The following is a 17,993-nucleotide window of genomic DNA, read 5'->3' as shown; positions in this document are numbered from 1 at the left end:
GCTGCCCGCGACGCGCAGATCGACCGGACTCGGACTGCGACCACCCCGGCGGCGATTCGCGATACGAGCAGACCACGGGTTCGGCGAAATGCCCGCGGCCGCGGACCCCAGTTCCGGTGGGGCCGCCCGCACCCATCGGCATCATCGCTCGAGTGTCGTGCCCCGCGCCCCGCAGCAGCCGACGGCCGAACCCCTCGTCCCCGCTCATGACGCGCTCTCGGTGGCGGTGACCGGCGCGGGCAGGCGGGGCAGGATCTGTTCGCCGTAGGCCTCCAGGGTGGCGGTCTTGGCGTCGTGCTGGAGGTAGACGGCGAACTGGTCGACGCCGAGGGCTTCCAGTTCGCGCAGCCGGGCCAGGTGGTCGTCGGGGGCGCCGAGCAGGCAGAACCGGTCCACGATGGCATCGGGCACGAAGTCGGCGTGGGTGTTGCCGGCCCGGCCGTGCTGGTTGTAGTCGTAACCGGTACGGCCCGCGATGTATTCGGTGAGCGCGGCCGGAACATCGCTGTCGGCGCCGTATTTCGCGACGATGTCGGCGACGTGGTTGCCGACCATGCCGCCGAACCAGCGGCACTGTTCCCGGGCGTGTTTCAGCGCGGCGACCGAACCGTCGGTCACGTAGGCGGGGGCCGCCACGCAGATCGACACCGCCGCCGGGTCGCGACCGGCGCGTTCGGCGGCGGCCCGCACCCGGGCGATCGTCCACGCGGTGATGTCCGGATCGGCCAGTTGCAGGATGAAGCCGTCGGCGACCTCACCGGTGAGATCCAGTGCGCGCGGGCCGTATCCGGCCGCCCACACCTCGAGCCGGGAGTCCGCGGCCCACGGGAACCGGATGGTGGTGTCGCCGACCCGGGCGCTGCGGCCGTTGCCCAGTTCCCGGATCACCTCGATGGATTCGCGCAGCGTCGCCAGGTTCGCCGGCCGCCCGCCGAGGGTGCGGACCGCCGAATCGCCGCGGCCGATACCGCAGATGGTGCGATTGCCGTACATCTCGTTGAGGGTGGCGAACGTCGACGCGGTGACCGTCCAGTCCCGCGTCGCCGGATTGGTCACCATCGGCCCGACCATCACCTTGCGGGTGACGTCGAGGATCCGGCTGTAGATGACGTACGGCTCCTGCCACAGCAGATGCGAGTCGAATGTCCACACGTGCGAGAAGCCGTGTGTCTCCGCCACTCTCGCGAGCTCGACCACCCGCGACGACGGCGGCGTGCACTGCAACACCACCCCGATGTCCATGGGGCGCCCTCCTTCTCGGTTCCGGTGGTTGCTCAGAGGAGGTTCTGGGACAGCTCGCGGCGCACGAAGCGGCCGTGCCCGGCATTGCCGAGATAGGCGCCGCCGTCGACGATCACCCGGCCGCGCGACAGCACGGTGTCCACGTGACCGTCGATCTCGAAACCCTCGTAGGCCGAGTAGTCCATGTTCATGTGGTGGGTCTTGCCGAGCCCGATGCCGGTGTGCCCGTTCGGGTCGTACACGACCAGATCGGCATCGGCGCCGGGCGAGACGACACCCTTGCGCGGATACATGCCGAACATCCGCGCCGGGGTGGTACAGCAGACGTCCACCCAGCGCTCCAGGCTGATCCGGCCGTCCTTGACGCCCTGGAACATCAGGTCCATCCGGTGCTCCACGCTGCCGATCCCGTTGGGGATCTTGCTGAAATCGCCGATCCCCATCTCCTTCTGATCCTTCATGCAGAAGGGGCAGTGATCGGTGGCCACGCTGGTGACGTCGCCGGTGCGGATGTAGCGCCACAGTTCGTCCTGATGCCCCTCGGCGCGGGCCCGCAACGGCGTCGAGCACACCCACTTGGCGCCCTCGAAACCCGGTGCGCCCAACTGTTCCTCGAGCGACAGGTACAGGTACTGCGGGCAGGTCTCGCCGAAGACGTTCTGCCCGTTGCCGCGTGCCACCGCGATCTGCTCCAGGGCCTGTTTCGCCGACACGTGCACCACGTACAGCGGCGCCCCGGTGACGTGCGCGAGCATGATCGCCCGGTGCGTCGCCTCCTCCTCCAGCTGCCACGGCCGCGAGGTGCCGTGGAAGTACGGCGCGGTGTCACCGCGCTGCAACGACTGCGCCACCAGCACGTCGATGGCGATCCCGTTCTCGGCGTGCATCATCAGCAGCGCGCCCAGATCGGCGGCGGTCTGCATCGCGCGCAGGATCTTGCCGTCGTCGGAGTAGAACACCCCCGGATAGGCCATGAACAGTTTGAAGCTGGTGACGCCCTCGCTCACCAGTTCGGCCATGCCCTTCAGGGATTCGTCGGTGACGTCGCCGACGATCTGGTGGAAGCCGTAGTCGATCGCGCACTTCCCGTCGGCCTTCTCGTGCCAGGCGGCCAGCGAATCCTGCACCCGGATGCCCGGCGTCTGCACCGCGAAGTCGACGATGGTGGTGGTGCCACCGAAAGCCGCTGCGCGGGTGCCGGTTTCGAAGGTGTCGGACGCCTCGGTACCACCGAAGGGCATCTGCATGTGGGTGTGCCCGTCGACGCCGCCGGGGATCACGTACTTCCCGGTGGCGTCGATCACCGTGTCCGCCACCGCGGCCGGGTCGGCGCCGAGCACGGTGGCGCCCGGTCGCAGCACCGCGGCGATGGTCTCGCCGTCGATCAGGACGTCGAGAAGCTGGGATCCCGTGGCGGACACCACCGTTCCGCCACGGATCAGGGTCGTGCTCATCAGGGCTCCACCAGTGGTCCGTAGGCGTCGGGGCGGCGATCGCGGTAGAAGGCCCAGCGGTCGCGCACCACCTTGATCAGATCCAGGTCCAGATCCCGGATCACCAGTTCCGGATCGGTGCCGGAGGCCACGTCACCGACGAACTTGCCCTCCGGATCGACGAAATAACTGGTGCCGTAGAAATCGTCGTCGCCGTACTCGCCCTCGATGCCGACCCGGTTGATCGCGCCGATGTAGTACTCGTTCGCGACGGCCGCCGCCGGCTGCTCCAGCTTCCACAGGTACGACGACAACCCGCGGGAGGTCGCCGACGGGTTGAACACGATCTCCGCGCCCGCCAGCCCGAGTGCCCGCCAGCCCTCCGGGAAGTGCCGGTCGTAGCAGATGTACACCCCGACCCGGCCCACCGCGGTGTCGAAGACGGGCCAGCCCAGATTGCCGGGCCGGAAATAGAACTTCTCCCAGAACCCCTGCACGTGCGGAATGTGATGCTTCCGGTACTTCCCGAGATATCGGCCGTCGGCATCGATCACCGCGGCGGTGTTGTAGAGCAGTCCGGGCTGCTCCTGCTCGTACACCGGCACGATCATCACCATGCCGAGTTCGGCCGCCAGCGCGGCCATCCGGTCCACGGTGGGCCCGGGGACCGATTCCGCGTACTCGTAGTACTTCGTGTCCTGTAGCTGGCAGAAATACGGCCCGTAGAACAACTCCTGGAAGCAGATCACACGGGCACCCTGCGCGGCGGCCTGCCGAGCGTAGTCCTCGTGCGCTGTGATCATGGACTCTTTGTCGCCGGTCCAGTTCGTCTGGACGAGCGCTGCTCGAACGATCGCCATGGTTTGTGATAGTGCACCCTGAAGCGCGTTCCTTGTGTAACAATCTGACGGAAACAGTTTCGCCACCGTTAAACCTGCCGCCGGTCCTGGTCACGCCCGGACCGAGATCGCAGAATTACGCTGTGACAACCGAACTCGGGTCACCGGAAACCGGCCGCGGGACCGGCGCCGCAGCGGTTTCCGGGGTGTCCGCCGGTTTCACCGCCGGTCTGACCGATCGCACCGCCGCCGGTATCGCCGCGGCCGTGCACCGGGGCATCCGCTCCGGCGCGCTGCCACCGGGCTCGCGACTGCCCACCGTGCGTGATGTGGCGCGCGAGCTACGGGTGTCCCCGGCGACGGTCACCCAGGCCTGGCGGGCGCTGGCGGCCACCGGCGCGATCGTGGCCCGCGGCCGGGCCGGCACCTTCGTCGGCCAGCCGCCCCCGGAGCCACCGCCCGGCGGCCGGTACCAGCGCCTGCATCCGCCCTCCGACGACGCCTTCCCGATCGACCTGTCGCGCGGCGTACCGGATCCGGCGCTGCTGCCGGACCTCACTGCCGCGCTGCGGGTGCTGGCCGACGATCCGAGCATCGACCATCTGTCGGCGACCTATCTCGGCGAGGCCATCCTGCCCGAGCTGGAGGCGCTGGTGCGCGCCGACTGGCCTTGGCGCACAGAACGTTTCACCGTCGTGGACGGGGCCATCGACGCCGTCGACCGGCTGCTGGCCGCGCACGTCCGCTTCGGCGATGCCGTGCTGGTCGAAAACCCTTGCTTCCCACCGTTTCTCGACCTGCTCGCGCAGATCGGGGCGCGGGCGGTCCCGGTCGGCATGGACGAATCCGGGCTGCTGCCCGCCGAACTCGCCGCCGCCCTCGCCGCCCACGCCCCCGCGGCGCTGCTGCTGCAACCGCGCGCCCACAATCCCACCGGCGCGGCGCTGACCGGCCGCCGCGCCCGCGAACTCGCCGCCATCCTCGGCGGCGCCGCGGTGGTGGTGATCGAGGACGACCACAGCGCGGGCATCGCCGCGACGCCGCTGCGCTCACTGGGCGCCCGGCTGCCCCGGCAGACGGTGCACATCCGCTCCTATTCCAAATCGCACGGCGCGGATCTGCGGCTGGCGGTGGCGGGCGGCCCGGCCGCCCTGCTGGATCCGGTGATCGAGCGGCGCATGCTCGGCCCCGGCTGGACCAGCCGGCTGCTGCAACGGGTGCTGGTGCACATGCTCACCGATCCGGACGCCTGCCGGGCCGTCACCACCGCGCGGACGGTGTACCGGGCGCGCGGCGACGCGTTGCGCAAGGCGCTGGCCCGGCACGGCCGCAGCCTCCCCCGCACCGACGGCATCAACCTCTGGCTGCCGGTCGCCGACGAGAACGCCGCGCTGATCGCGCTGGCCGCGGCCGGGATCAAGGCCGCCCCGGGCGGCCCGTTCGAGGTCACCGACCGCGCCACCGCCGCGCATCTGCGCCTCACCGTCGCCGCTGTCGACGATCTCGACGTGGACCGGCTGGCCGCGCAACTGGCCGCGGCGGCCGCCGCCACCCCGGTCTACCGCCGCGCCCGCCGCGCCTGATCGGCCGGGCCCGAACATCCGATCGCCGGGCCCGCAGCTTCGGATCCATATCCGCCCCACCCACCTCCGGGTCCGCCACGTCTCCTCGGCCGAGCCCCGCGCGGCTCCTCGGCCGAGCCCCGCGCGTCTCATCGGCCGCGTCCGGCGCATCCCAACGGCCGCGTCCGGCGCGCCCGATCAGCCGATTGCGAGCACCTGCTCAGCCGATCGCGACCGCGACCGGCGCCGAAAACGGCAAATCGCCTGTGCGGGCATCGATCCGGGTCTTCGCTACACACGATTGCAGGCGACCTGGAATGATGCCGGGCATCAATCAACCGTTCCGCGACAGGATGCAAGGAGACCTCCCCAGGTGAGCACCGATTCGCAGGCGCCGCACGTCGACGTCCAGCCGGCCCGTACCCGCCGACTCCGCCCGCCGCGCCGCGCCCTGTGGCGGCTCGGCCTGGCGACGGCCGGTGTCTCGATCGCGGTGCTGGCAGCCGGGTACGACGCCCTGGCCGCCCCGGCGCCGCTGCACCAGGCGGTCGCGGGCTGTTCCGCGCCCGCCGACGGCCAGCCCAACGGCAAGCAGTTCCCGGGCGAACCGCCGCTGTCGATCGATCCGGGCGCCGGTTACTCCGCGACCCTCCAGACCAACTGCGGGCCGATCACCGTCTCGCTGGACGCCGCGGCCGCGCCGCACACGGTGAACTCGTTCGTCTTCCTCGCCGGGCAGCAGTACTTCGATCACACCCGCTGCCACCGGCTCACCACCCAGGGCATCTTCGTGTTGCAGTGCGGCGATCCCACCGGCAGCGGCAAGGGCGGGCCGGGCTACCGCTTCCAGGACGAGAATCTGGCCGGAGCGGTCTATCCCGCGGGCACCGTGGCCATGGCGAACTCCGGCCCGAACACCAACGGCAGCCAGTTCTTCCTGGTGTACAAGGACACCCAGTTACCGGCCAACTACACCCCGTTCGGCCGCATCACCGCCGGCCTGGACGTCTTACAGAACATCGCCGGCGCCGGCACCGCCGACGGCTCGCCCGACGGCGCCCCCGCCGCCGGGGTGGTGCTGGATTCGGTTGCCGCCGAACAGAACTGAGCAACCGGCCCACCGACGACCAACGGCCGCGCCCCTCTCGGAGCGCGGCCGTTGATTTCCCGGTTTACAGGTACTGGCCGGTGTTGGACTCGGTGTCGATCGCCCGGCTGGCCGAGGCGTTCTTACCGGTGACCAGGGTGCGGATGTACACGATCCGCTCGCCCTTCTTACCCGAGATGCGAGCCCAGTCATCGGGATTCGTGGTGTTGGGCAGGTCCTCGTTCTCCGAGAACTCGTCCTGGATCGAATCGTAGAGATGCTGGATGCGCAGGCCCGGGTTACCGGTCTCGAGCACCGACTTGATCGCGTACTTCTTGGAGCGGTCCACGATGTTCTGGATCATGGCGCCGGAGTTGAAGTCCTTGAAGTACAGGACCTCCTTGTCACCGTTGGCGTAGGTGACCTCCAGGAAGCGGTTGTCCTCGCTCTCGGCGTACATCCGCTCGACGACCCGCTCGATCATGGCCTGCACGCACTTGGCCCGATCGTTGCCGAACTCGTCGAGGTCGTCGACGTGCAGCGGCAGGGTCTCCGTCAGGTACTTGGAGAAGATGTCCTGCGCCGCTTCGGCATCCGGCCGCTCGATCTTGATCTTCACGTCCAGGCGGCCGGGCCGCAGGATGGCCGGGTCGATCATGTCCTCGCGGTTGGAGGCGCCGATGACGATGACGTTCTCCAGGCCCTCGACGCCGTCGATCTCCGACAGCAGCTGCGGCACGACCGTGGTCTCCACGTCGGAGGAGACGCCCGAGCCACGGGTCCGGAAGATCGAGTCCATCTCGTCGAAGAACACGATCACCGGGGTGCCCTCGGAGGCCTTCTCCCGCGCCCGCTGGAAGATGATCCGGATGTGCCGCTCGGTCTCGCCCACGAACTTGTTCAGCAGCTCGGGACCCTTGATGTTGAGGAAGAACGACTTGGCTTCCTTGGCGTCCTCGCCACGGGCCTCGGCGATCTTCTTCGCCAGCGAATTGGCGACCGCCTTGGCGATCAGCGTCTTACCGCAACCGGGCGGGCCGTACAGCAGCACGCCCTTCGGCGGCCGCAGCGCGTACTCACGGAACAGATCCTTGTGCAGGAACGGCAGTTCCACCGCGTCGCGGATCTGCTCGATCTGCCGTGTCAGGCCGCCGATGTCCTCGTAGTTCACATCCGGCACCTCCTCCAGCACGAGGTCCTCGACCTCGGCCTTGGGGATGCGCTCGAACGCGAAACCGGCCTTCGTGTCCACCAGCAGCGAGTCGCCCGGACGAAGCTTGCGGACCGGGCGGTCCGGGTCGTCCACATCGTCGACGTCGACCAGCCGGCTCAGCGGGCCGGACAGCCACACCACGCGCTCCTCGTCGGCATGGCCGACGACCAGGGCGCGGCGACCGTCGTCGAGGATCTCGCGCAGCGTGCCGATCTCACCGGTGCGGTCGAAGGCGCCGGCCTCGACCACCGTGAGGGCCTCGTTCAGCCGGACCGTCTGCCCGTAGTGCAGGGTCGCGGTGTCGATGTTCGGCGAGCACGTCAGCCGCATCTTGCGCCCCGAGGTGAACACGTCGACCGTTTGATCCTCGTAGACATCCAGCAGGATGCCGTAGCCACTGGGTGGCTGCCCCAGCCGGTCGACCTCCTCGCGGAGCGCGACCAGTTGCTGGCGGGCTTCCTTCAGGGTGTCCATGAGTTTGGTGTTGCGAATGGTCAGCGAATCGATGCGGGCTTCCAATTCCCTTGCGCGATCCGGTGAGTCGGCGAGTTGCCTTCGGAGTGCAGCCAACTCCGCGCGCGTCGCCTCGAGTTCCCGCCAGGCCGCCGAATCGGAATGTTCGTTGGGGCTCATGATGCTGCTCCTCCCAGTCCCGGTCTATCAACGCTACCGGGCGCGAACCGTTCTCGCTTTCCGACATGGTTTCGTCGTGATCACATCTAGGCTGCGGTCGGCGACCGGACCACCATGTTAGCTTCACCTAACCCGTTTCCGGCGAGTTAATTTCGCCGCCTCGAGTGGAAAGCGCTCTCGACAACGCTCCTTCCTGGTTCTTTTCCCGGTTCTACCTGTTGTACAGGTAATCGGCGGTCCCGCGCTCGCGTTTCAGCGGCAACCATCGCCGGAGCACCGTCCGGCGCGCCCGGGAGACGGCCGAATCCGGCCCGTTTCGGCGATTTCGGGATGGATACGACGCAACAGTGATATGCCTCCGAACCACCAGCCCCAGGAGCCTCAGGAGCATCGGTGCTGGACCGGCGCCGGATCGATCCGCGATCGACCGGATGACCGTCCCCCACACCCCCGGCGAGCGCCGCGCAACCGGCGCGTACGTTACATGGCGGAAAGCAGCCGGTCACGAACGGATCGACGCTGCGATACCGGCATCGTGACCTACGTCACCATCCTCGGCTCGACCGTCGCGGACCTGCGCAATCGCCCGTTCCCGCGGCGGACCCCCTCCCGGATACCGGCCCCCGACCGGTGTTAGGGTCACCTAACCAACTGCGGTGGGCGGCCGCCCGGCCGCCCTGCTCGATCGAAAGGCGTGCCGACCCATGTTCAACCCCACCCACCGTATCGCCCGTGCCGCACGGTTCGCCCTGGCCGCCGCGGGCGTCGCCGTCGCGCTGACCGCCGGTGGAACCTCCGCCGCCGCCGACACCCCGGCGCCCGCCCCGGAGGAGTTGCAGGCCACCCTCGACAAGTTCGTGGATCCGGGCATCTCCACCGCGGACAAGGAGAAACTGGTCGTCAGCGGCGACCAGCGCGCGGCCAACATCGACACCATGACCGGCAAGCTGGCCGGTTACGGCCACATCGGCTTCGTCGTCACCAATGTGCAGGCCACCGGCGACGACGCCGCGGCCTCCGTCGCGATCGCCTCGCCGCACGGCACCATCCCGGGCTTCCAGATGTCCTGGCAGCACAGCGACGCCGCCGGCTGGCAGCTCACCGACGGCAGCGCGTGCACCATCCTGGCGCTCGGCCGCGCCGCCTGCTGATCGTCACGCTCCCCCGGCGGCACCGCACCTCCTCCGGAGTGCGGTGCCGCTGCCGGATCAGCCCTTCGACGGCCGCCGCTGCGGCTTCGGCGCCACCACGCCGTCGGCGAGGCGCCGTGCGCTCACCAGGAAGGCCGTGTGGCCCTGCATGCGGTGCTCCGGCCGCACGGCCAGCCCCACCACGTGCCACGGCCGCACCAGCGACTCCCAGGCCCGCGGCTCGGTCCAGCACTGCTGCTGCCGCAGCGCCTCCACCACCTCCGACAGCTGCGTCACGGTCGCCACGTAGACCAGCAGCACGCCGCCGGGGATCAGCGCCTTGGACACCGCCGGCAGCGCGTCCCACGGCTTGAGCATGTCCAGCACGGCCCGGTCCACCTGCTCACCGGTGTAGTCGGCGACATCGCCGAGGGTCAGCTCCCAGTTCGCCGGACGCTCACCGAAGAACCGCTCCACATTGCGCACGGCGTGTTCGGCGTGGTCGTCGCGGATCTCGTAGGACAGCACCCGGCCCTCCGGGCCGACCGCCCGCAGCAACGAGCAGGTCAGCGCGCCGGATCCGGCTCCCGCCTCCAGCACCCGCGCCCCCGGGAACACGTCGCCCTCGTGCACGATCTGCGCGGCGTCCTTGGGATAGATCACCGCCGCACCCCGCGGCATCGACAGCACATAGTCCACCAACAGCGGACGCAGCGCCAGATACGGTGTGCCGTTGGCGGATTGGACCACACTGCCCTCGTCGCAGCCGATCAGGTCGTCGTGCCGGATCTGACCCTTGTGGGTGTGGAAGTCCTTGCCCGGGTCCAGCACGACCGTGTGCTGGCGGCCCTTGGCGTCGGTCAACTGCACCCGGTCACCGGCGGCGAAGGGGCCGGTCCGTCTGGCCGTCATGAATCTCCTGTTCTGCTGGGCGTCCGCGGTCGGCGGCGATCGGTGATACGGGTGTACCGGATTTGTCGGTGCCCCCGTTTAGCCTGCCAGGTATGACAGCGGACTCGACGCCGACCCCGCCCGCCTCCCGCACCGACCCGGCCGTCGACGTTGCGCGCGGCCCCGCCCTCTCACCGTCGCGGGCAAAAGATTTCACGCTCTGTCCGCTGAAATACCGATTACGCGCGATCGATCGGATTCCGGAATCACCGGATCGCTACCTGGTACGCGGCACACTTGTCCACGCGGTGCTGGAATCGCTGTACGGGCTACCGAGCGGCGAACGGGTACCCGAACGCGCGGCGGCCCTGGTGGAACCCGCCTGGCAGCACTTGCTGGCCGATCGCCCGGAGCTGAGCGGCCTGCTGGACCCGGCCGGACTGCCCGGATTCCTCGACGAGGCCCGGCAGCTGCTGCGGGTCTACTACCGGCTCGAGGATCCGACGGCCTTCGACCCCGAATCCTGTGAGCATCTGGTCGAGACCAGGCTGCCCGACGGCTCCCCGCTGCGCGGGTACATCGACCGCGTCGACATCGACCCCACCGGCCGGCTGCGCGTGGTCGACTACAAGACCGGGCCCGCTCCCGTGCCCGGCCGGGAGAACCGGGCGCTGTTCCAGCTCAAGTTCTACGCCGCCATCATGCTGCACACCCGCGGCCGCGCCCCGGCCCAGCTGCGCCTGCTGTACCTGGCCGACGGGCAGATCCTCACCTACACCCCGGACGAGCCGGAGCTGCTGCGTTTCGAGCGCATCCTGTCGGCCCTGTGGACGGCGATCAGCGCCGCCGGCCGGTCGGGTGAATTCCCGCCCAGTCCGGGGCCGTGGTGCCGATATTGCGACTACCGCCCGCTGTGCCCCGCCCACGGTGGCGCGGCCCCGCCCTATCCGGGCTGGCCGGTCGCCGCCTGAGCAGGCTCGACCGCAACCGGGCCACAGTGCCGAACCCGGGTGCGGCCGGGCCGGAGCGCCTGCCGGTCAGAAGGCGCGGCAGGTGCGGATATCGGTGGCCAGAATCGCCTTGGCGCCGAGGTCGGCGAGCTGATCCATCACGTCGTTGCCCTGTTTGCGGGGCACCAGCGCACGCACCGCCACCCAGGCCGGATCGGCCAGCGGCGACACCGTCGGCGATTCCAGGCCGGGAGTGATCTGCACCGCGCTGTCCAGCAGATCCTTCGGGCAGTCGTAGTCCAGCATCAGGTACTGCTGTGCGAAGACGACACCCCGGATGCGCGCGACGAGCTGATTGCGAGCCTTGTCGCGGGGGTCGGAGCCGGCTCGCTCCACCAGCACCGCCTCCGAATCGCACAGGGTGTCGCCGAACGGCTCCAAGCCGTGCTGGCGTAGCGTGCGGCCGGATTCGACGATGTCGGCGATGGCGTCGGCGACGCCGAGCTGGATGGAGATCTCCACCGCGCCGTCGAGCCGGATCACCTCGGCCTCGATGCCGCGGCGTTGCAAATCCTGCAACACCAGATTCGGGTAGGCGGTCGCGATGCGCTTGTCGTAGAGGTCCTCCACCTTCCAGTCCCGGCCCGCGGGGGCGGCGTAGCGGAAGGTGGATCGGCCGAAGCCCAGGCCCAGGCGCTCGTGCACCTGCGCGCCGGAGTCCAGGGCCAGATCGCGGCCGGTGATGCCCAGATCCAGCTCGCCGGATCCGACGTAGATGGCGATGTCCTTGGGCCGGAGGAAGTAGAACTCGACGTGGTTGGCGGAATCGAGGACGGTCAGGTCGCGGGAGTCGACCCGCTTGCGGTAGCCGGCCTCGGCGAGGATCTCGGTCGCGGCCTGGGACAACGCGCCCTTGTTGGGTACGGCGACGCGGAGCATGCGGTGGTGTCCTTTCGGGACGAGTGACGGAGGCGGTGTCGGGCCCGCCGGGCATCGGCCCGCCGGGTTGTCCGTCACAGATGTCGGTACACGTCCTCGAGCCGCAGACCGCGGCCGACCATCAGCACCTGCACCCAGTACAGCAGCTGCGAGATCTCCTCGGCCAGCTGCTCGTCACCCTCGTGTTCGGCGGCCAGCCACACCTCACCGGCCTCCTCCAGCACCTTCTTCCCCTGCGCATGTACACCGGCGTCCAACGCTGCCACGGTGCCCGACCCCTCCGGCCGGTTGACCGCACGATCCTGGAGCTCGGCGAACAGGGTTTCGAAAGTCTTCACGGCTGGAGATTCTCTCAGACACGGGCGCACCGCCCGCAACCGAGTATCAGGCCGAACGATTTTCCGTGTCCGGCTCGGTACCGGGCGGCATCGGCAGGTTGGCGATGCGGTCGGCGAGGGTGTCGACGGCATCGGCGTCCATATATGCCTCGAGGGTGAGCTCCAGCATGCTGGCCCAGCGATCGACGCGGGGCTTCCAGCGTTTGACGTACGCGCGCGCGTAGGCGGCCTCCGCCTCCTCGCCGCGGTCGCGCGCGGCCCGTTCGGCGCCCAGCGCCGCCGCGACGGCGCTCTCGGCCAGCGCCAGCTGCTCCCGGCAGTGGTCCGGGGTGAAGATCTCGTCCCGGATACCGTCGGCCTCCGTCCGCAGGGCGGCGACCACCTGCCGCAGCCCGGAGTCCACCGACACCGCCTTCGGGCCCGGCGACTGCCGGGCCGAGGCACGGGCCCGCCGGGAGCGGCGCGCGGTGTCGCGGCGCTCCCATTCGGCCAGTTGCTCCCGATAGTGGTCCAGCGCTTCGCCGGTGACCGGCCGGTACGTCAGATCCGCTGCCATGGAGACCTTTTCGGCGCCGGAGCCGTCCCGTACCAGTAACGCCACCCGCCGCATCGGCAGCTCCGGGTCCGGCCGCCCCTCGATCCGGGCATCGAGCACGTCGTAGTAGTGGCCCTCGGTCACCTCGTCGCACTGGAGGTCGAACAACGCGGTGGCGACCTCGACGAACGTGCGGCAGACGCGCCCGGTCAGGGCGTCGGTCCGGCCGAATCGGCCGGTGCCGGAATCGATCCGGGTGGCGCCGTCGGCCTCGGTGTAGGTCGTCTCCCAGCGATACGAGTCGTCGAGTTCGGCAGCGTTCATCGTGTCCTCGTCGAGTGTGTTCCGACTGCGGTGCGAATCCCTTCAGGGCAGAGTAGCCGGTCGTCTCGGTCAGCCCACCCGAACCGGCCGCCGAAACCGCCCATCGGGCAGCATCATCGGCCCGGAACCAGCTCCGTTCCGCCGGGCAGGCGGTAGCCCAGGGCGTGCAGGCGGCGGGCCGCCTCGTGCGGCGGGATGCCGAGCTGTCCCGCCGCGTCCAGAACGGTGATGGCGGGCAACGGAAATCGAGGATCGGGCCAGTCCGGGACGCCGGTGGCGCGTTTGCCGAGCAGTGCGAGATCCCGTGCGGCATGCTCGGTCACCGGCGCACCGGAGCTCCACTCATGGTGCGGCACAGCGACTCCGAGTTCGGCCAGGCGCTCGGTCACCGCGGCCGCGGACTGCCGGGTGGCCACCGCGGCGGCGATGATCTGCCCGGCCGGCAGCACCGCGGCGACATCGTGGAACGGATACTCGCCGTCCGCCTTCCGGCTCAGCAGGATCCGGTCCTCCGGGCGCGGCTCGGGCCACGACGGCGGTGCGGCGATCCGGATGCCGACCGCCCGCAGCCGGTCCGCCACCTCCGCCGGCGTCCGGCGCAGCGCGGCCGCGGCCAGCATGATCCTCACCGCCGGGACCGGATCCGCGCCGAGCAGCCAGACGGTGTGATCGACGCGCAGCCCGTCGGTCTCGTCGAACGGATCGGCGCCGGCGGGATGGAATCCGAACAGCAGCAGATCCGGGCTCCGGATGCCCGCGAGCACCGAATCCAGTGTCCGCCATCGCAACGACGGCACCCGCAGGCCCAGCCGGGCCAGCCGCCGCGCGGCCTCCGCCGGTGCGACGCGCACCGCGTACGCCATCGCGAACAGCTGGGGCAGCAGCACCGGCCGCGCCGCGCCGCCACCGTTTCCCGGCTCCTCCCAGTGGAATTCGGCCATCGAGCGGTCGACGTCGTCCAGCTCCGGCCAGCCGCCGTCGGGTGTCCGCACGTCGAAACCCAGTTCCCGGTATCGATCCGCGACCTCCCCGCAGGACTGCCGCGCCGGGGAGAGCGCGGCGGCGCCCACCACCTGCGCCGGGGGGACCGGGTGCAGCGGGCTCAGCCAGGGCGCCTCGCCGTCGAGGTCGCGGCTGAGCAGTGTGGTGTCGGAGCGCACCGGATCGGGCCACGGGCCCGCGGGCACCCGATAGCCGAGCGCCGCGAGCGCGGCGGCAGCCTCCGCGCAGGTCGTCTCGTGCTCGAGCGCGGCGCGCACGATCCAGGCGACCGGCGCCACCGCGGCCGGATCCAGCCAGGCGCCGGGGCCGCCGTCGCGCAGCAGACGCACATCGAACAGCCGCGGCAGCGCCTCGGCCCGTGGCCACGGGTGGTCCGGGACCCGGTAACCCAGCGTCCGCAGCCGCTCGGCGACCCTGCCGCCGCCGATCCCGAGTTGCATCGCCACCCCGATGACGTGTCCGGCGGGCACCGGCCGGACCGGATCGAGCCAGGGCCCGCCGGCTCGCGACTCGGCGCTGAGCAGCATCCGGACATCGATCGCGGCCGGACGATCGCCGGGCGGCCACCGATGATCGGGCACCCGGTACCCGGCCGCCGTCAGCAGTCCGGCGATCTCGGCCGCGGACCGGCCGAAGCGGTCCGCGGCCACCAGCACGTGCCCCACCGCGACCGGCGCGCCGGGAGCCAGCCACGGCGACTCGTCGTCCAGTTCGGTGCGCAGCGCCGTGAGCAGCCGGTCGAGTTGCGCCGGCGCCAGCGCGTCCAGCGCGGGCCACTCGGCCGCCGGCGCCGGCAGGCCCAGCACGGCCAGCCGGTCCGCGATGTCGCCGGGGCGGCAGCCCAGGGCCCGGGCGGCGGCCAGCACCCGGGCGATCCGCGGTGTGGCCCCGGTGAACGAGACGCTCTCCGGATCCTCCCGGCTGGTCATCCGGAAGTCCGTCGGCATGGCCGGCACCGGCACATCGTCCGCGGACCAGCGGAAACCGTCGACCAGGCCGGCCGCGACCCAGGCGGAGAAGCGCCAGTCGACGATCCGGTCGTCGAGGCGCTGCCGCAGTTCGGCGACGGCGCCGGGCAGCGCCCGGCTCTTGCGGGCCCATTCCGTGCAGGCACGCATCAGCAGTTCGTCCGCGGTGAAACAGCCGATCTCCGACATCGGCACCACCGTCCCGGCCACCGTCCAGCGGGCATCCGGTTCCGCGATCACCGCGGCGCCGATCAGGTCCGCCAGCCGGGGATCGTGGCCGACGAGGGTCTCCAGCCAGGCCAGGGTGTCGCCGGCGAATCCGCGCAGCACCAGCGCGGGCAGCGCGCGCCGCACCAGGGCATCGATGTGCCGGTCGTCGGCGGCGTCCAGGGTCATCGAGCGGCGGTCGACGCTGAGCCGGGGAACGTCGGGGCCGGTCAGGTTCACCACCGTGCCGAATCGACTGTGCCCCGCCCACATCCCGTCGGCCAGCACCGCGCCCGTCGCCCGGCACCACCACATCCCGGACCCGCCGAAGCGTTCCACCTCCGGGGCCTCCCCGACCCCCGCGCCGAAGACGTCGGCGCTGCCCAGCGGTACGCTGTCCGCCAGTTCGCCTGCGGTCCATCGCAATTCACCCCACTCGTCGCGCGCGGTGACGTCGAATTCGGAGACCCACAGCACCCGGCGCAGCAGATCGGTGCACCCGATATCGGCGCGATCGCGGCGCAGGATCAGCCGGACCCGGGTACCGGACTCCCATTCCCACGGCTTGGCCCGCCGGCGCCGGATGCGGGCCAGCGCGTCCGGGCCGCCGATGATCACCTCGAGCGGGTCCTCCACCCGGCCATCGGCATTCATCCGGCGCGTGGTGACGACGAGTTCGTCGGCGAGCATGAAATAACTCAGCACGCCGATGCCGAAGCGGGAGTTCGGATACACGACGATGCCGTATCTCGCCCACTCGTGCTGCTCCTCGAGATAGCCCGGCAGATCGGTGAACCGGACCCCGGCGCGGGCGAACGAGTTCACGATCTCGTTGCGGCCCATACCCACTCCGTTGTCGGCGCACTCCAGATACGGCCGGCCGTCGGCGCCGACACCCCGGTGGAAGTGGATGCCGCCGCGCCACGGCGGCGGGGTCTCGCCCTGCGCGTGCAGGCAGCGCAGCCGGGCATCGCGATAGCGGCAGGCGTCCAGGGCGTTCTGGTACAGCTCGCGGATCGCCAGCGCCGGATCGCCGTACAGGCTGGTGCCCATGAGCAGTTCGCGGACCCGCTCGTCGGCCAGGCGGAACTGGAAATAGCCGCCCTCGTCGTAGGCCGGGCCGTCGGACAGTGCGCCCGCGGTGACCGAATCCGCCGAAAGATCCACCGGCAGACCGGAGAGCAGGTGCAGCGCCCCCTCCACCCGGCCGTTGGGCGCGGCGGCCCGATGGCAGCCGTGCAGCAGCTCCGCCGCATCCTCCACCCGATAGTGCAAGGCCAATTCCAGTGCGGGATGGGCACATTCGGCGACCAGCACCCGCCGACCGCCGCCCTCGGCGCGCCAGCCCGCGGCCCGCACGGTGGTCAGGACGGCGGCGGGATCGATCGGGTCGGCGGTCCCGACGTGGTCCGCCACGATCTCGGGCATCCCGACCGGATCCAGCGCCATCCGATCGGCGAGGGTCAGCACCAGGCCGATCAGCCGGATCCGCACGTCGAACTCGCCGGACTCCCCCGCATCGAAACGCCAGAGCTCACCGACCGGATACCGGACCTCGAAATCGGTGGCCTGGTCGCCGCTGTACCGATGCAGCCGCAGCAACCCCGCCAGTTGCCCGGCCACCGCCGCGGCGGGCAGCCCCAGCACCGTCCCGGTCAGGTCCAGCCCGAGCGCCCGCGCGATCTGCCGCGGGTCGTAGATGTCGGGCTGCCGGGCCAGCCAGCGATGGAACAACCACCACCGGATCGCCGTCGCCGCCGCTTCCGGCCGCGGCGCCGCGGTCACCTCGTCCCAGCCCCGCCGGTACAGCCGCGGGAAGGTCCGCGCGAAATCACGGAAATCGCGGGCGGCGGCGATAGCTTCCGGCACCCTCACCGTCTCCGGCCCTGCCTCGTATCCCGGCCACGGCCCCCGTCCCGGCACCGCCTCATGTCCCGGCAGCGCCTCGCGCCCGGGCGGCACACCATGTCCCGGCCACGCCTCGCGCCCCGGCCACGCCTCGTGTCCGGGCAGCACATCACGTCCGGACCGCGCAGTCGTGTCCGGCTCCGGCCCGGGATCCGGGTGTGCCCCGTAGCTCTGCCGGACCGCTGGATCCGCAATGCCCGGCCCCGCGCCGGAATCCTGTTGTCGCACTGCATGATCGAACGGGATGGCAGCCGCCACCGCTGCGGCGGGGGCCGGGCCGTCGTCGAGGACCGGGCGGCAGGCGGCGACCCAGTACAGCCAGAAGGCTCGGTGGACGAACGGGAAGGCGGCGAGCAGGGCGGCCTCCAGGTGGGTGGGGCGGTCGTCGGGGGCCCTGCCGGCGAAGATGGTGTCGGTCAGGAGGCCGACGCGCTTGGCGACGCGTTCCGGAACCTCGGTGTCCCACCACGGGTCCGCGGCGACCTGCTGCTCTCGGATCGCGGCGACCACGGCGAGGGCGGCGACGAAATCCACCGTCGCGGCGTCGGCGACACCCGTGGCGGTCGCGGCCCAGATCCGGTGGTCGAGAACGTGTCTGCGCCAGCGGCCGGTCGGGCCCGGCGGGTCCACGGGCAGGCCGGTGATCGGCGCCGCCGGACCGGGGGCCGCCAGGACGTGGAAGTAGTTGTACAGGTTGATGATTCCGGCCCGGTCCGCCGCGACGGAGCCGGGCGCGGACGCGGTGATCGTGCGGGCCGGCGGCACCGATGCCGCACCGGAGCCGGTCGCCGG

Annotated in this window: 13 protein-coding genes; 4 read left to right on the top strand and 9 right to left on the bottom strand. The window is 70.8% G+C overall.

Translation table 11 applies throughout. From position 1 onward, the window contains the following. Window positions 1–204 precede the first annotated feature (204 nt). From LBW94_RS10435 to LBW94_RS10425, 3 genes are read right to left on the bottom strand one after another with little or no spacing between them, the layout of a single operon-like run. Window positions 205–1,242, bottom strand: coding sequence for a TIGR03842 family LLM class F420-dependent oxidoreductase (locus LBW94_RS10435; RefSeq protein WP_225053479.1), 1,038 nt, complete (start codon window positions 1,240–1,242; stop codon window positions 205–207). A gap of 32 nt (window positions 1,243–1,274) precedes the next feature. Continuing rightward, a complete protein-coding gene (hydA, locus tag LBW94_RS10430; protein ID WP_225053477.1) occupies window positions 1,275–2,696 on the bottom strand; it encodes a dihydropyrimidinase in 1,422 nt (473 codons plus the stop codon). Beyond that, on the bottom strand, window positions 2,696–3,535 hold the full coding sequence (locus LBW94_RS10425; protein ID WP_225053475.1) for a nitrilase-related carbon-nitrogen hydrolase: 840 nt from the start codon (window positions 3,533–3,535) through the stop codon (window positions 2,696–2,698). The genes hydA and LBW94_RS10425 overlap by 1 nt, the downstream gene beginning before the upstream one ends. A gap of 122 nt (window positions 3,536–3,657) precedes the next feature. Here LBW94_RS10425 and LBW94_RS10420 point away from each other — a divergent pair, with 122 nt between their 5' ends. Further along, the gene (locus LBW94_RS10420) at window positions 3,658–5,097 is read left to right on the top strand and encodes an aminotransferase class I/II-fold pyridoxal phosphate-dependent enzyme (RefSeq protein WP_225053473.1); all 1,440 of its coding nucleotides are present in this window, start codon (window positions 3,658–3,660) and stop codon (window positions 5,095–5,097) included. A 352-nt stretch (window positions 5,098–5,449) separates the two neighbouring features. Next, window positions 5,450–6,184, top strand: coding sequence for a peptidylprolyl isomerase (locus LBW94_RS10415; protein ID WP_225053471.1), 735 nt, complete (start codon window positions 5,450–5,452; stop codon window positions 6,182–6,184). Window positions 6,185–6,248: 64 nt separating this feature from the next. Here LBW94_RS10415 and arc read toward each other — a convergent pair whose 3' ends face one another. Next, window positions 6,249–8,009 (bottom strand): proteasome ATPase, encoded by a 1,761-nt coding sequence (gene arc, locus LBW94_RS10410; protein WP_225053469.1) that lies wholly within the window; start codon window positions 8,007–8,009, stop codon window positions 6,249–6,251. A gap of 704 nt (window positions 8,010–8,713) precedes the next feature. On the opposite strand from arc, the gene LBW94_RS10405 reads away from it, so the two are divergent. Continuing rightward, complete coding sequence (locus LBW94_RS10405; protein WP_225053468.1) at window positions 8,714–9,160, top strand: hypothetical protein; 447 nt, start codon at window positions 8,714–8,716, stop codon at window positions 9,158–9,160. Between the two features lie 57 nt (window positions 9,161–9,217). Here LBW94_RS10405 and LBW94_RS10400 read toward each other — a convergent pair whose 3' ends face one another. Further along, window positions 9,218–10,051: a tRNA (adenine-N1)-methyltransferase gene (locus tag LBW94_RS10400; protein WP_225053466.1), complete on the bottom strand. Its 834-nt coding sequence runs from the start codon at window positions 10,049–10,051 to the stop codon at window positions 9,218–9,220. A gap of 92 nt (window positions 10,052–10,143) precedes the next feature. On the opposite strand from LBW94_RS10400, the gene LBW94_RS10395 reads away from it, so the two are divergent. Further along, the gene (locus LBW94_RS10395; RefSeq protein ID WP_225053464.1) at window positions 10,144–11,001 is read left to right on the top strand and encodes a PD-(D/E)XK nuclease family protein; all 858 of its coding nucleotides are present in this window, start codon (window positions 10,144–10,146) and stop codon (window positions 10,999–11,001) included. A 66-nt stretch (window positions 11,002–11,067) separates the two neighbouring features. On the opposite strand, the gene hisG is transcribed toward LBW94_RS10395, so the two are convergent. From hisG to LBW94_RS10375, 4 genes are all read right to left on the bottom strand, one after another. Then, window positions 11,068–11,919, bottom strand: a complete 852-nt coding sequence (hisG, locus tag LBW94_RS10390) for an ATP phosphoribosyltransferase (RefSeq protein ID WP_225053462.1) — start codon at window positions 11,917–11,919, stop codon at window positions 11,068–11,070. Window positions 11,920–11,993: 74 nt separating this feature from the next. After that, the gene (locus LBW94_RS10385) at window positions 11,994–12,257 is read right to left on the bottom strand and encodes a phosphoribosyl-ATP diphosphatase (protein WP_416276859.1); all 264 of its coding nucleotides are present in this window, start codon (window positions 12,255–12,257) and stop codon (window positions 11,994–11,996) included. Window positions 12,258–12,303: 46 nt separating this feature from the next. Beyond that, entirely contained in the window at window positions 12,304–13,116 is an 813-nt protein-coding gene (locus tag LBW94_RS10380; protein ID WP_225053461.1) for a hypothetical protein, read from the bottom strand. A gap of 113 nt (window positions 13,117–13,229) precedes the next feature. Beyond that, window positions 13,230–17,966: a hypothetical protein gene (locus tag LBW94_RS10375; RefSeq protein ID WP_225053459.1), complete on the bottom strand. Its 4,737-nt coding sequence runs from the start codon at window positions 17,964–17,966 to the stop codon at window positions 13,230–13,232. Window positions 17,967–17,993: the final 27 nt, after the last annotated feature.

It is taken from the genome of Nocardia sp. alder85J, assembly GCF_020176955.2.
GTDB lineage: Bacteria > Actinomycetota > Actinomycetes > Mycobacteriales > Mycobacteriaceae > Nocardia.
This window is presented reverse-complemented; position numbering and strand designations above follow the sequence as displayed.

Coding starts and splice junctions, on each gene's coding strand:
- LBW94_RS10435 (WP_225053479.1), bottom strand. CDS start 1,242: ATGGACATCGGGGTGGTGTTGCAGTGCACGCCGCCGTCGTCGCGGGTG.
- hydA (WP_225053477.1), bottom strand. CDS start 2,696: ATGAGCACGACCCTGATCCGTGGCGGAACGGTGGTGTCCGCCACGGGA.
- LBW94_RS10425 (WP_225053475.1), bottom strand. CDS start 3,535: ATGGCGATCGTTCGAGCAGCGCTCGTCCAGACGAACTGGACCGGCGAC.
- arc (WP_225053469.1), bottom strand. CDS start 8,009: ATGAGCCCCAACGAACATTCCGATTCGGCGGCCTGGCGGGAACTCGAG.
- LBW94_RS10405 (WP_225053468.1), top strand. CDS start 8,714: ATGTTCAACCCCACCCACCGTATCGCCCGTGCCGCACGGTTCGCCCTG.
- LBW94_RS10400 (WP_225053466.1), bottom strand. CDS start 10,051: ATGACGGCCAGACGGACCGGCCCCTTCGCCGCCGGTGACCGGGTGCAG.
- LBW94_RS10395 (WP_225053464.1), top strand. CDS start 10,144: ATGACAGCGGACTCGACGCCGACCCCGCCCGCCTCCCGCACCGACCCG.
- hisG (WP_225053462.1), bottom strand. CDS start 11,919: ATGCTCCGCGTCGCCGTACCCAACAAGGGCGCGTTGTCCCAGGCCGCG.
- LBW94_RS10380 (WP_225053461.1), bottom strand. CDS start 13,116: ATGAACGCTGCCGAACTCGACGACTCGTATCGCTGGGAGACGACCTAC.